The sequence below is a fragment of the Candidatus Gracilibacteria bacterium genome (assembly GCA_041658685.1).
In the GTDB taxonomy this organism is placed as follows: domain Bacteria; phylum Patescibacteriota; class Gracilibacteria; order UBA1369; family UBA12473; genus JBAZZS01.
The window spans coordinates 486,185-500,373 of the sequence record JBAZZS010000001.1 but is presented as its reverse complement, the minus strand read 5'-3'; the positions used below and the strand labels follow the sequence as shown (position 1 = coordinate 500,373).

Annotated in this window: 11 protein-coding genes and 2 tRNA genes; 4 read left to right on the top strand and 9 right to left on the bottom strand. The window is 45.6% G+C overall.

The window, feature by feature from the left end; genetic code table 25:
- Positions 1-35 precede the first annotated feature (35 nt).
- Together WC882_01985 and WC882_01980 are read left to right on the top strand one after the other, a co-directional pair.
- Positions 36-2,816 (top strand): type IV secretory system conjugative DNA transfer family protein, encoded by a 2,781-nt coding sequence (locus WC882_01985; GenBank protein MFA5842427.1) that lies wholly within the window; start codon positions 36-38, stop codon positions 2,814-2,816.
- A gap of 19 nt (positions 2,817-2,835) precedes the next feature.
- Complete coding sequence (locus WC882_01980) at positions 2,836-3,981, top strand: LCP family protein (GenBank protein ID MFA5842426.1); 1,146 nt, start codon at positions 2,836-2,838, stop codon at positions 3,979-3,981.
- On the opposite strand, the gene rimO is transcribed toward WC882_01980, so the two are convergent.
- From rimO to WC882_01955, 5 genes are all read right to left on the bottom strand, one after another.
- The gene (gene rimO, locus WC882_01975) at positions 3,978-5,291 is read right to left on the bottom strand and encodes a 30S ribosomal protein S12 methylthiotransferase RimO (GenBank protein ID MFA5842425.1); all 1,314 of its coding nucleotides are present in this window, start codon (positions 5,289-5,291) and stop codon (positions 3,978-3,980) included. The genes WC882_01980 and rimO overlap by 4 nt on opposite strands.
- Positions 5,292-5,297: 6 nt before the next feature.
- Positions 5,298-5,852, bottom strand: a complete 555-nt coding sequence (locus WC882_01970) for a manganese efflux pump MntP family protein (protein MFA5842424.1) — start codon at positions 5,850-5,852, stop codon at positions 5,298-5,300.
- Positions 5,853-5,860: 8 nt separating this feature from the next.
- Positions 5,861-5,937 (bottom strand) — tRNA-Met (locus WC882_01965).
- Between the two features lie 109 nt (positions 5,938-6,046).
- Positions 6,047-6,121, bottom strand: a tRNA-Met gene (locus WC882_01960).
- Between the two features lie 42 nt (positions 6,122-6,163).
- Positions 6,164-6,583: a septum formation initiator family protein gene (locus WC882_01955; protein ID MFA5842423.1), complete on the bottom strand. Its 420-nt coding sequence runs from the start codon at positions 6,581-6,583 to the stop codon at positions 6,164-6,166.
- 199 nt (positions 6,584-6,782) lie between these two features.
- Here WC882_01955 and WC882_01950 point away from each other — a divergent pair, with 199 nt between their 5' ends.
- The gene (locus WC882_01950) at positions 6,783-8,063 is read left to right on the top strand and encodes a Mur ligase family protein (protein MFA5842422.1); all 1,281 of its coding nucleotides are present in this window, start codon (positions 6,783-6,785) and stop codon (positions 8,061-8,063) included.
- Positions 8,064-8,079: 16 nt separating this feature from the next.
- The gene (locus WC882_01945; protein MFA5842421.1) at positions 8,080-8,676 is read left to right on the top strand and encodes a hypothetical protein; all 597 of its coding nucleotides are present in this window, start codon (positions 8,080-8,082) and stop codon (positions 8,674-8,676) included.
- Here WC882_01945 and WC882_01940 read toward each other — a convergent pair.
- The 4 genes from WC882_01940 to WC882_01925 all read right to left on the bottom strand — a co-directional run bounded on the left by WC882_01940 (position 8,673) and on the right by WC882_01925 (position 14,158).
- On the bottom strand, positions 8,673-9,830 hold the full coding sequence (locus WC882_01940; GenBank protein ID MFA5842420.1) for a YheC/YheD family protein: 1,158 nt from the start codon (positions 9,828-9,830) through the stop codon (positions 8,673-8,675). The two genes, WC882_01945 and WC882_01940, sit on opposite strands and share 4 nt — an antisense overlap.
- Entirely contained in the window at positions 9,812-11,209 is a 1,398-nt protein-coding gene (cysS, locus tag WC882_01935) for a cysteine--tRNA ligase (protein ID MFA5842419.1), read from the bottom strand. The genes WC882_01940 and cysS overlap by 19 nt, the downstream gene beginning before the upstream one ends.
- Before the next feature lie 9 nt (positions 11,210-11,218).
- Complete coding sequence (locus WC882_01930) at positions 11,219-11,488, bottom strand: YggT family protein (GenBank protein ID MFA5842418.1); 270 nt, start codon at positions 11,486-11,488, stop codon at positions 11,219-11,221.
- 249 nt (positions 11,489-11,737) lie between these two features.
- The gene (locus WC882_01925; GenBank protein ID MFA5842417.1) at positions 11,738-14,158 is read right to left on the bottom strand and encodes an Ig-like domain-containing protein; all 2,421 of its coding nucleotides are present in this window, start codon (positions 14,156-14,158) and stop codon (positions 11,738-11,740) included.
- Positions 14,159-14,189 lie beyond the last annotated feature (31 nt).

Here is a 14,189-nt window from a genome sequence, read left to right as displayed (position 1 = left end):
TTAAAAAAACAAAAACAGACTCAAAATAAAAATTTATGGAATTTCTATCGAATATCTCGGGTAATATTTGGGCCGCGTTCCGTGAAACAGCCTTGCCGTGGTTGATGGCTCATCCATGGGCTTTTTTGGTTGGACTCGTTGCGATGTATGTTGGGTTTAAAATTGCGTTGAAAGCGCTTCGTATCGGCTACGATCTTTACCGCCGCCATGACAATGTGTTCATTCGAATCACCATGCCGCGCGAAGAATCTCAGAAAGATAAGGAAAAAGCGCAGGACAAGGATTTTCGAGAAAAAATCGCCATCATGGAGCAGTTGTATCGTGCGCTTTCCGAGTTGAGGGAACTCAATTTGATGAATCGACTGAAAGTTTGGTTGTTTCAATGCAATAATATTTCGTTCGAAATCGGAGCTCAATTTAAACAGATTCAATTTTATATTGTGACGTATAAAGAATATGCGGGGCTTGTGGATAAGCAAATCACGGCTTTTTACCCGGATGCGGATCTTCAATTTTCAAATGAACCGCCCGTGGTTCATGCTAAAGGGAATCATTGTCGTGCGTATTATTTGTACGAGAAAGAACTCAGTTGGTATCCGATTAAGACGTATAAAGAGATGGAAAACGATCCGCTCAATGATTTGACCAATGTGCTTTCCAAATTGGAAAAAGATGAATATGCCACGGTTCAATTTGTGGCGCGTCCGATCAGCAATCATTGGCATAAGAAAGCGGAAGAGTTTGGGACATTCTTATTCAAAGGAAAGAAAAAAGGCGGATTTCTTTCAAAAATTCCGGTGCTTAAGCATTTGAATACGGTTTTTGTGTCTTTGATTTTTGGATATGAAAACGCCAAAGGAACGGGTTCCAATGCGCCTGGCGCTTCCGGAGGGGATTCCTATGTTCGTATGTTGCAAACCAAGGAAGAAATCGCCAAACAAGTGGGAGAAAAAGCCAATCAAGAAGGGTTTGAAACCGTGGTTCGCGTGTTGGCGTCTTCGCCCAAACGTTCTCGGTTGAATGAAATGTTGAACAACCTTCTTCTTGCCTTCACCGTATTTCGCGGTCCCGGCATGAATTATTTTCAAAATCGTCGCGTGATTCCGTTGATTGATTTTTTCAATACGCCGATCATGCGGTTTAACTTCAATCATCGTTTTTCCGGTTATGGCGAAAAGGAGTCTTTATTGGGGTCCAAGGAATTGGCTACGTTATTTCACCTCCCGAATTCTCGTTATAATTACACACCGGTGATCAACTGGCTCAATTATAAGGTGCTTCCCGCGCCCATGGATTTGCCGGTGGAGGGTCTTGTTTTGGGAAATAATGTGTATCGCGGTGAAAAACGAATGGTTCGATTCTCGAAAAAAGATCGCAGTCGTCACCATTACATCATTGGACAAACCGGAACAGGTAAATCCGTGTACATCAGTTCTCTGGCTCGACAGGATGTTAAGAATGGAGATGGCTTGTGCGTGATTGATCCGCACGGAGATTTGATCGAGGATATTTTGCTTTATATTCCCAAGGAACGTGCCAAGGACGTGATTGTTTTTAATCCGTCGGACAGCGAACGTCCCATGGGGCTCAATATTCTTGAGGCCGACACGCCGGAGCAACAGGATATGGCGTCCAGTCAGGCCACGGAAATTTTTATTAAAATATTCGGAGATGAAATTTTTGGACCTCGTATTCAGCATTATTTCCGCAACGCGTGTTTGACGTTGATGGAAGATAAAGAAGAAGGTGCGACCCTGATCGATGTGCCGCGTATTTTTACGGATGATGAGTTTATGAAATACAAGGTGACTAAAATTACGAATCCGGTGGTGCGGTCGTTCTGGGAGCATGAATATGCCAATACCGGAGATCGCGAACGCCAAGAAATGATCCCGTATTTCAGTGCCAAATTCGGTCCGTTTATTACGAACTCGATTATGAGAAATACGATCGGACAGTCTCGTTCCGCGTTTAATTTTCGTAAAGTGATGGATGAACGGAAAATTCTTCTCGTGAACCTGTCGAAAGGAAAAATTGGGGAGTTGAACACTCAGCTTCTCGGGTTGGTCATGGTGGCGCAAATTCAGATGGCGGCCATGAGCCGAGCGGATATTCCCGAGTCGGAACGCAAAGATTTTTATCTGTACGTTGATGAGTTCCAAAACTTTGCAACCGATACGTTTTGTTCGATTTTATCTGAAGCTCGTAAATATAAATTGAGCTTGATCATGGCGCATCAATACATCAATCAGTTGGTGACGTCGAAAGCCGGCGCCGGGCAGAGCACCCAGATTCGAGACGCTGTTTTTGGTAACGTGGGGACGTTGCAATCGTTTAAGGTCGGGGCCGAGGATGCCGAGTATTTGGCAAAAGAATACGCCCCGGTTTTGACCGAGCAGGACATCATTGGAATTCCAAACTATAAATCGTATATGAAGTTGAATGTGAATATGGCCACGTCTCGTCCGTTTTCGTTGGATACCATTTATACCGAAGAGGGCAAGAGCGAAAAGATTCGAGAGATTGTCCGTCAGTATTCTCGTATGAAATATGGACGTAAAAAAGTGTTTGTGGACCAAGAAATTCAAGCCCGTATCGGGATCGATATGACTGCGCCGCGCAAGGAAATCAATTTATTTGGAGCTCCGCCCGCGGCCGGAGGAGGTGCGGCCGGCACTGCGGCCACCGAGGGCATTTCCGGGGCTGATATTGCGAATGCGATTGGAGGAGAAAGCAATGCTGTGCCTGCTGTTGCGCCTGAGGCCAAAGAGCCCGCGCTTGCCGGAGCCAGTGTACCTCCTGCCAAACCCGTTTAATTTTATTTATAAGTTTTTTATGAATTCTGACGAACCCAAAATTCATCCGCACCTTCGAGGCGTGCACCTCGCGCTTTTCTCGGTTTCGATTGCGGTTTTTGTTCTGGCCATCGGGTTTTCTTTTTCGAATAAAAAAATTGTTCAAGAATTGCAAATAAAAGATATGCAGGTCAATTCTTTGATTCAAGAAATCGGGGAGTTGAAGCAGGAAAATTTACAGCTTTATCAAGTGCTTTCACAAAACACCACTACACTTGATTCGATTGAAACTCAGGTGGAGAAGTGGAGTTCGCAGAATTATTCCGCGATCGATCTTTCGAATAAGCTTTCTAAAACCATGGATGCGTTGGAGGAAAAATCTCAAATCGTGAACAGTTTGGTGATTGCCGGGACCGAGAGGTCGACCACGGCTGTTATTAAAGATGATACGTTGGATTTTTTGATTTTGGGTACGCACGGGAGTCTTACGGATACCATTATGTTGGCGTCGGTGAATGAAACCAAGAAAACCGTGAGTTTGTTCAGTATCCCTCGCGATTTGGTGGTGAATGGCCGTCGGATCAATGAATTTTATTATCGATACGGAATTGATCCCATGCGTGATGAAATTGCAGAAATTACGGGATTGTATCCGGAAAAATACGCGGTGATTGATATGGAGGCGTTTTCGACCACGATTGATTTGTTGGGAGGAGTGGATGTGACGGTGGAAAAGGCGATTTATGACAGTTTGTACCCCGGAGCGAATGGCGGGTATTCGACGTTTTCGATTTCAGCCGGAGCGCATCATTTGAACGGGACGGAGGCGTTGAAGTATGCGCGCAGTCGCGAATCTACTACGGATTTTGACCGTGCCAAGCGTCAACAACAGATCGTAGAGGCGGTTCGCGAAAAAATTGAAGCCTTGAATTGGGTTGAAAATATGGGTGATTTTATTGGCATGTACAACGCGGTGATCGATTCGCTCGATACGGATGTGGATTTGTTGTCTGCGGCGTCGTATGTGAAAGCTTATAAGGATTATACGATCGAGGATGGGAATGTGCTTTCCACCTCCAATTACCTCTATCATATTACGGGCATCGATGGCGCGTATTTGCTCGTGCCAAAGGATGAAACGTATAATGAAATTCATGAGTTTGTGAGGGGGATTGTGGAGAATTAAATTTTTCCTTCCAAATCGTACACCGATGCTTTTTTGATTGTGACTGGGTAAATTTCACGGGGTTTGAGCGGTTTTTTGGATTGCACAAGAATGTGGCCATCGATTTCCGGAGCAAAGCGCATGGAGCGACCGATATAAATTTGGGCTTCGGGATCGAATGAATCGATGAGCACGGGGATGGTTTTTCCCACGTGCGCTTGGTTGTTGGCGAGAGAAATTTTTTGTTGGAATTGCATGAGGATGGCCCGGCGTTCTTTTTTTATATGAGCCGGGATTTGAGGTTTGAGTTCATAGGCCGGAGTCCCGGGTTCTCGAGAATATTCAAAAACGCCCACATGATCGAAGGCGATGCGTCCCACAAAAGTTTCAAGGGTTTTAAATTGTTTATTTGTTTCTCCGGGGAATCCCACAATAAAACCGGTGCGCAACGTGATGTCTGGGATGTCTCGTCGAAGTTGATCGATTTTTTGGAGCAGGCGAGGGATATTGTTGGGCCGGTTCATGGCTTTGAGAATATCGGGATCTCCGTGTTGGAGCGGAATGTCGAGATAGCGACAGATTTTAGGCGAAGAGGCGAGGGTTTCGAGAAGGTCTTTTTCAAGGTGCTCGGGGTAAAGATAAAGGAGTCGGACCCAAAAATGGCCTTTAAGCTTCACGATTTTTTGTAAAAGCGTTGAAAGGGTCTTTTTTTTATAAAGATCGATGCCGTACAAACCGCAATCTTGAGCCACGAGAATGATTTCTTTTACTCCCAATGACAGCACGCCTTTGATTTCTTCGAGAATGTCTTCCATTTTGCGGCTGCGATAGCTGCCTTTGAGTGAAGGAATGAGGCAGTAGCTGCAACGATTGTCACAGCCTTCGGCGATTTTGATGTACGCGTAACTCTTGAGGAAAAGGAGGCTTTTTCCCGGAAGTTCTTCGAATAATGTAGGTTCTTTGTCTACGGCGTAGACGCGTTTCCCTTTTTTCACTTGTGCGAAAATCGTGGGAAGGTCTTGATAGTGCGCGCTTGAGATGATGGCGCGAATGGCCGGGTATTTTTTAAAGGCGCGAGGCTTGAATTGGCCGGCCAAACATCCGAGAACGATGAGTTTTTGTTTTTTGGGTGTGCGACGGAGAATTTCATACACTTCCATGCGAGCTTTTTTAAGAAAACCGCAGGTGTTGAGGAGAATGATTTCGGCCTGGTCTGTGGTCACGAGTTGGACGTTTTCCAATCCGGAAAGAAGCCCCTCCATGTCGGCGGTGTTTTTGGGACAACCGAGGGAAATTATACCGATGGATGTTTTTGGAGATTTTAGTTTCATGAAAATTTACAGCAAATGACTGAGCAGGATTTTCAACCCGATGGCGATTAAAATCAAGCCCCCGATGATTTCCGTTTTTTTACCCCAATGTTCGCCACATTTTTTCCCGAGGTATACGGCGCTTAAGGACAGCGTAAAGGTGGTGAGTCCGATGATGAGCGTGGCGGTGTAAATGGGGACTTGAATGAAGGCGAACGTGAGGCCTGTGGCCATGGCATCGATGCTGGTGGCAATGGCTAAAATGAGGAGGATTTTCCAGGAGTTGAGGTCGGTTTTTTTCTCCGGAGTTTTGTTGAACGATTCGTGGATCATTTTTCCGCCGATCGCGGCTAAGAGGAAAAAGGCGATCCAGTGGTCAAAGTTGGAGATGAACTTTTCGAGTTGGGTTCCGATGAGCCATCCGAGGAGCGGCATGCCCCATTGGAACAGTCCAAATAAAAAAGCCAAACGGAATGCGTTTGGGAAGGACATGCGGTGGTCGTGGGCTCCTGCGGCTGCGGATACGGCTATGGCATCGAACGAGAGGGCGATGGCGATGAGGAAGAGGTTGAGAAGGGACATTTTATAACTGGTAGCAGGGGTGGGACTCGAACCCACGACCCCGGGCTTATGAGTCCCGTGCTCTAACCAGCTGAGCTACCCTGCCAGATTTATTCGAAAGTGGGCACCGAAGGTTCCCCCTTTCGGAAACCCCTTCCAAGCTGGTATTCGCACTTCGGGGCCCACAAGACCCGTAAGTGCTCATTTATTAATTTTGGTTGCGGAGGGCGGATTCGAACCGCCGACCTCCAGGTTATGAGCCTGGCGAGCTGCCTCTGCTCCACTCCGCGACAATACTTATTTTCAAAGATAAGCTAGATGCGTGGTGTACTCTAATATCTAAACGGGTTCTCGTCAAAGATAAAAGTCCACCATTTTTTGGGAATGCTCCAATTGGCCATGGATCGTGATTGCTCTTCAAGCGCCACATCGGTGGCCAGTAAGGTTTCGGTATTGCTTTGAGTCAGGACGATCACTTCTTCTCCCGGATTCACCAGCCCGAGGTTTTGTTTGGCAATTTTGTCGATGTACGCGGAAGAGGTGTAATATTTGTAGTCGTCGAGTTTTTGAAGATTTTCTTCTCGAAGGGTTGTATTTTTTTCTTCGAAATTTCGAATGTGCGTGTCAATTTGATAATTTTCATACACCGTAACCGTGAGGTTGTAGAGCATGTAGGCGACCATCACCAATCCGGCCACAAGAATGATGCGGGTGATGTTGAATTGAGACTCGGAATAAGGTTGGTAGGACATTAGGAGAAATGACTAATGAAAAATGTCGAATGACCAGTTAAAATTTTGGATGGAAAAGAAGATAAAGAACGCAATTAACATAACTCAAATGAGAGGTATGATCAAATTTTATTGAGAATGCAATGTCACTCCGCTCCGCTCCGTGACTGCTTTGCAAATTTTCTTGGGATTTTTAGAGGGGCGCGGTACATTACCATTAATGAAGATCCATTTTATCGGAATCGGTGGGATTGGAATGAGTGCGTTGGCACGTCTTTATTATGCGCAGAAGCATGAGGTGACCGGGTCGGATGCAACGGATTCTCCACTTTTGGTTGCGTTGCGCAAAGAAGGGATTCGCGTCGTGATCGGTCATTCGTCTTCCAATGTACCGGCTGATGTAGATTTTGTGATTTATTCCGAGGCGATTCCCCTTGATAATCCGGAGCTCGAGGCTGTGCGCGCGCAAAAAATTTCTCATAAAACGTATTTTGAAGCGCTCGGGGAATGGACGCGGGATAAAAAAGCGATTTGTATTGCCGGGACGCATGGGAAAACCACGACCACAGGATTGGTTTCGCTACTTTTGATGCAGGCCGGTCTTGATCCCACGGTGGTGATCGGTTCGACTATGGCTGAGCTCGGGCACAAGAATATGCGTTTTGGAACAAGTCCGTATATGGTGGTGGAAGCGTGTGAATATCGACGTTCTTTTCTCCATTTGAATCCGTTCATTGGTGTGGTGACAAATATTGAGTTGGATCATACGGATTATTATCGAGATTTGGAGGATTATATTTCGGCGTTTCGAGATTTTGTGAAAAAAATTCCCAAGAACGGGGCGTTGATTGTGAATGGGGAGGATGCCCTGTGTCGTGAAATAGCCAAGGACGCGGTGTGTTCGGTTTTCTTTTTTGAAGCGTCATCGGCGGATTTTTCAACATTTCATTTAAAAGTGCCGGGTCGACACAATGCCATGAATGCGTTGGCGGCTTTGGTGGTGGGACGATTTTTAGGATTGAAGGAGGCTGAAATTATAAAAGCGTTGGAGTCGTTTAAGGGGACGTGGCGACGGTTTGAGTATAAGGGCGAATTGAACGGAGCGTCGGTTTATGATGATTACGGGCATCATCCGAGCGAAGTTTTAGCCACGTTGCAAGGCGCTCGCGAGGCGTATCCGAACCAGCGTTTGGTTTTGGTGTTTCAACCGCATCAGCACAATCGGGCGTTGCATTTTTTGGAGGGTTTTCGCGAGTCGTTTAAACTTGCGGATGAAGTGATTATTCCCAATATTTATGCGGCACGGGATTCGCGAGAGGATCGTGAGGCTATGTCGGCGGAGCGGTTTGTAAAAGAGCTTCAAAAAACACATCCTTGTGTTAAGTTTGGGGATGGGTTTGGGAATACGGTGAATTATTTGAAAAAATCGGTGGATCTTGATGATTTGGTGATTGTGATGGGGGCCGGAGATGTGTGGGAGGTGGCGGAAAAGTTGGTTTAATTTTTTTTAAGATTTTATGACGCTTAAAAATCATTTGATTTGGGAGGGGAGTGTAGCCTTGGGGTTGTGGGGGATTTGTATTTGGATCCGTCCGGGAATGTTTTCGTATTATGCATTGCCGTTTTTTCTTATTTTTGCATGGTCTACGCTTTATGGACCTCATTTAAAAAGGCAGGTTCGTCATCCGGATATCAATGCAATTTTACATTTGCCGATCACGCATAAATTGCTTTATCGTCCACTGTGGGCTGCGGCCTTGGATTTTCCTTTACGCCCATTGGTTTTGTTGATTTTTTTATTGGGGCCGGGAGCGATTTTAGGATTTTTTTTGAATCCGAATATGGATTTTAATCAAGTTTTTTTACAGATGATTTGGTGGGCGACTGTGGGGGGCGCTTCGATTTTGAGTTTTGGTTATTTTATTGAAATTTTGATTCTTCAAACCATTGCCATTCCCATTGTAGGCGGATTGATGGATTTGATTTTCTTGTTGGGAGTTTATCAAATCTCTTCTGTTAAAGGGTTTGGCGCTTGGGGGATTGTTGCAGCGATTTCGATGGTTATTTTTAGTTTATACGTTACGGATTTGGCCCGGAGGATGAGGCGTGGCTAAACTAAACTCCTTGCATACGTGCATGCGTTTTTGATGATTTGATTCGCTTCTTTATGCGATCCTGCGAGCGTGAAAATGGAATACGCGGCGGGTTGGGAATTGGCTTCGATAAGCCATATTTTTTTATTCGTGTCGATCATGAGGTCAATGGCGAATTCGTGGATTTTAAATTTTTCTCCGATGTAATCGCAAATAAGTGTGCCGAGGGTGTGAATTTCTTCAAGGATTTTTTTTGGAGCGGTTCTTTCGTTGGGGAACAGGCCTTTTAAGAAAGCAGAGACTTTCATGGCTTTTCCTCCGGAAGAAATATTGGAAGCCACGGATCCTCTTTTTCCGATGCGTGCGGTCATGCCCACTAATTTCAGGTTGGATTGTATGGTTTTGCGTTGAAAAACCATGCGAAGGTCAAATACGCGGTTTTGAAATTTCAAGCCATCGATTTTTTGTTGAAGAATGTAGCTTTTATATTCGTAAGGAAGTGTTTGGGTGAGCCGACGAAGGCTTGTTGCTGAGCCGGACGTAAGAATTCCTGTGAATTTTTGGTTTCCAATGGAATAGCGATAGTGCCATTGATTATTTTTTGGATAGAGGTGAATTATGCCTTTTCCTTTGCCGCCCATGGTTGGTTTAAGGATGAAGGCGGAATGTTTTTTAAAGAAAAGTTGAATTTTATCAGCGGGTTCGTTGAGGGATATTGTGTCCGGAAGGTATTTTTTTAGGGATTTATTTTTGGAAAGAAGGGTGAAAAAATTTCGTTTATTTTGAGTGAATCCGGTGAAATCTCGAGCTTGAAATCGAGGGATTTTTTCTTGATCGAAAAAATTGCGCATGGGAATTGCTTGAGGTGCGAATCTGGAATTTCTTAAAATGGTTTTGTCGTATACAACGGCCGGTTTTTCAATTTTGATTCGTTTCCATTTTTGGGTGGAAATTTGAATTCTGCCGTACCAGTTTTTATCTTTTCGTTTCAAAGGGGCATCTTGAGGAAGGACTAAAAATCCTTGCATCCCAAATTGTGGGATTTTTTTAAGAATTTGAAGGGCTGCCGGCATTACACTGCACGAAGAAAGAGGCTCTTTTGGTTTAATTTTTCGGATTAAAATAGCTAAAATCGGTTGTTTATTTTTCGTGGAATTTACGTGGTTTTTTTCCATAGGGTTCCTTGGGGGGTATCTTCCAAAACAATGCCTTGATTGAGAAGGAGGTCTCGGATTTCATCCGAGCGTTTCCAGTTTTTGGCAGCGCGGGCTTGATTGCGTTCCGCGATTAAGGCTTCCACATCATCGGTCACTTGGGTTTCGAGTTTGGGGAGAATGTTGAGCACGGAGTCGAATTTTTGTAACACGGAAAATGCGGTTTGTGTTTCTTTTTCAATGAAAGCTTTTTCCGTCAGGCCTTTGTTGATTTCTTTCACAAATGTAAAAAGTGCGGCCAAGGCTCGCACGGTGTCAAAATCGTCGTCCATGGCAGCCTCAAAATCATTTTTTAAGGTTTGGAGAAGCGGTTTCATAAGGCCTTTGGATTTTGTGTCCGGGGTTTTGTAGTGAGTGAGATTGAGAAGGAAATCTTGGAGGCGTTGAAGTGAATTTTCGGCTTGGGCGAGTTGGTCTTGGTTAAATTCGATGGGATTTCGATAGTGCGCGGTTAAGAAAAAATAACGCACGGCCTGAGGACGAAATTGTTTAAAAATATCCTTGAGCGTGAAAAAATTTCCGAGAGATTTGCTCATTTTTTCTTTATCCAAGGTCACAAATCCGTTGTGCAGCCATGTGGTGCAAAAAGGTACGTCGTAGGCGGCTTCGGATTGGGCGATTTCGTCTTCATGATGCGGAAAGATTAAGTCCATGCCTCCGCCATGAATATCAAAGGGTTGACCGAGATTGGCGCGAGACATGGCACTGCATTCGATATGCCAGCCCGGGCGGCCTTTTCCCCAGGGACTGTCCCAGGAGGGTTCTCCTGGTTTTTCCGATTTCCACAGCGCAAAATCTTGAGGGTGTTTTTTCTTTTCATCAATCGTGACGCGAGCGCCGCTCAACAATTCTTTTTGATTTTGTTTGGATAATTTCCCGTAATTTTTGAATTTTTCAATCTCGAAGTAGAGGTCGCCGTTCAGGTTGTAGGCAAAGCCTTTTTTTTCGAGCAATTGCACGATTTCGATCATTTGAGGGATGTATTCCGTGGCTTTGGTTTGGATCGTAGCGGGTTTTACGCCCAAATCTTCGTAATCTTTTTGATATTCCGGGATGATGCGGTCCGCGAGTTCTTTGACCGTGATTTTTTCTTGATTGGCGCGATTGATCATTTTGTCATCCACGTCCGTGTAATTGGAGACAAACGTGACGTTTTTTTCTCCATAAACGTATTCGAGGTAGCGACGGATCACATCAAAAGCCACGGCGGAACGGCCATGCCCGAGGTGCGCAAAATCGTAGACTGTGGGGCCGCAGAGATACATCGTGACTTTTCCCGGGGTGAGGGGCTTGAACGGTTCTTTTTTGCGGGTGAGGGTGTTGTAAGCTTGGAGGGGCATGAAGAAAAATTAAAAAGGCGGGAGACGATAAATGAGTTGGAGAATCAAGGAATTGAGAATATCAAGACCGATCAAGGCGATGATTGGAGAAAAATCAAACATGCCGGTGCGGGGCATGATTTTACGGAGAGGGCGAAGAATGGGCTCAGAGATCCCAACCGTGAGTTGATAGATGGGGTGGGAAGGGTTGGGGCGAAACCACGACATTAAAATGCGCACCACGATGGCGAGTTTGATTAAACCGAATAACGTATCTATGAAACGAATTAGGAATTCCATGGCTCTGATTTTAACATAAGTCACGAAGCGCAGCGAAGTGACTTTGAGTAACGATTGAATTTCAGTGCATTGTCGAATGTTTATGAATGCGTTGAAAACGGCTTATTTCAAATAAACTTGATCGTGAATATCATAAAGGAGGGCGGATATTTCCTCTGTCGCATGGGAGCGAAACGCCTCGGATCATGATTCTCGGCGTTTCTTCCTTGAAAATGCGACTTCGGAAACACCCACCCTCCTTTATTTTGATTATGAATTTATTTGAGTCGCCCAGTTTTTTCTGCGTTGTATGTAAATCATTCCCACTCCAAGACTGAACACCATGAGCCATATGATTTCAGGTCCGGTGTCCGGGGTTTCTTCTTCCTCCACGGCGGTTTGTAAGGCTTCTTCTTGGTTGGCTTCTTCGCTTTCTTCAATGGCGGCGGCATAAAGAGCCACCACTTCTTGCGCCTTGGGTGTGGCGTTTACCACTGTACTTTTTTCAACGCTTTCAGTGCCAGATTCGTCTTTGGCCACCGCGACCACCGCGAAATAGTAAGTGGTCCCATTGTTCAATTCATCCACATACCAAGAGTTGCTGTTGTCCCATGTGTCGTCTGTGCTGTAGAGCAAATCTGGGTCCGGACCGTAATAGATGCGGTAATGGTCGATTTCCACGGAAGGTTCTTCATCGGTTGTAATTGTTTCATCGGTCAGGCTTTCATCAATGGTTTGTTCATCGGTGAATGTTTCAATGAGGGCCTCTTCGGTGGTGTCGGTGAGCATGAGAGGAAGATTTTCCGGTGTGATTGTTTCGTCGGTTGTTATGGAAGTCACCTCTTCAGTGGTGCCTTCCATGGTTAAAGAAAGATCTTCGAGGTCGATTGTTTCCGGGATGTCCCAACTTAGAGTTACTCGTCCGTCTCCTGCAACCGCTTCCACTCCTGTTACTGTGGCGGGAGCGAGAGGAATTTCTTCTTCCGGTAAAGTCTCATCAAGATTGGTGGGGTCGGTTTCTCCCATACTCGCGGCGTCCGGATTTTCAATCACATTAAGGGTGAGCACATTGTTGAGAGAAGCTTCGTTTCCGACGTTGTCCACAAGAATGGCATCGAGTTCATATTCGCCAATGTCTTCCGGGGCGTTGACGGTTCCTGTGTAAACGCCGCTGATCAGTAAATTTTCGGTTAAAGTGTACAATCCGTTGTTGAAAAGCACGCTTGCTTTTTGTAACTCTTTTTCCGTGTAAAGGGTCACGGTGAATGTGTCTCCGGCCGGGAGGTCGGTTTCGGGGTCGATTTTGATTTGGTCTATTGAGGGAGCCGTAGTGTCGATGGTGATGGTGAGTTCATTTGAGGTTTCTTGGGTTGCTCCGGTTGCGTCCACGGTGGAAACGGTGAATACATGATCCCCATCTTTGAGATTGGAAGCGAGGGTGGAAAAGGTTCCGCTTGCATTGATATTGGCACTTGCCACGATTTGGCCTTGGTCAAGAATTTTGACAGTCATCCCATAGGGGGCTTCTCCGCTAAAGGTAAGAGAATTGCTACTGTAAGTTCCTGAATTGGGGGTGAAAAGAGTCAGTCCATTGGGAGTGGAAATCGGAGTTCCGTCCGTATTGTTGTTCATCCCCGTGCCTGAAGCACTAACGGTCACATTAAAGGATCCTTTGATCCCGGTGTTGGAGAGATCGGTGACGGTGAGCGTTTGAGTCCCGGTGGTTTTAAAAGAAAGGCCAAGGCTGAAGGTGTGAGTGCCTTGATCTTCGGCTTCAAATTGATAATCGTCCGGAAGAGTGGCGTTGTCATCACTGGATGAAAAACGTACTTCTCCGGGGTAATCGGTGGCGATATTGCCTGTGGAATCGTAAGCCGTGACCGTGAAATTGAGGGTTCGTCCCACGGTGGTGTTTTCGTCGAGGTTTTCAATGGTCAAATAGCTCACTTCTCCCCCCGGGCTTTGGTCCGAGGCTAAGAGAACGGAAGTGAATCCATTTGAGAAGCCTCCCATTTCCGACATTGTGGTTTGTGGGGCATAAAATGCAATTTTTGCACGTTCGTTGAGGGTGATGTTGCTTGTGGTGTCTTGAATCGCGAAAATGGCCACTCCTTCTTCTTGAGAATAAAGGTGAAAGATCATTTGTCCTTGGCTCGAGGTGTAAGGATTGCTTGAAATGCGTACGATTTCATCGTTGAGCCGGCTGGAAATGAGACTGACATTGTGTCCGGCGATCGGGTTTCCGTAACGGTCGTTTAAGTAAACCGTGAGTTCGGCGTAATCGTTGCCATTGGCGGTGACTGTGGTTTTATTCAATTCAACCAGTGAACGGGACGCGGAAACCGTATCGGGATAGACTTTAAAGGTTTCGGAAGTGAAGTCGTTTTCGGTTTTGACGCGGGCTTTGATTAAATAATTTCCGGATTTTTTGGTGTAAAAGCCTTCGATGTCCATTTTTGTTTTTCCTTGATTGTCGGTTTGGGCTTCGAGAAGGACTTGGCTTCCATCGGGTTTTTCCAAAAGCACCTCAATGGGAGCATTGGACGGGGCATTGGAAATGCGCACCAAGGCGCCATAGCCGGCCACGGTATCGATGGTGTCGATCTCCAAACTGGAGGATCCGAGGGCCTGAGGGACCAAAAGTGAGAAGAGAATTGCTCCGAGAGAGAGCCGAGAAATTAAGTTTTTCATTTTTGGGTTGGTTTTTGGTTGTTTTATATCT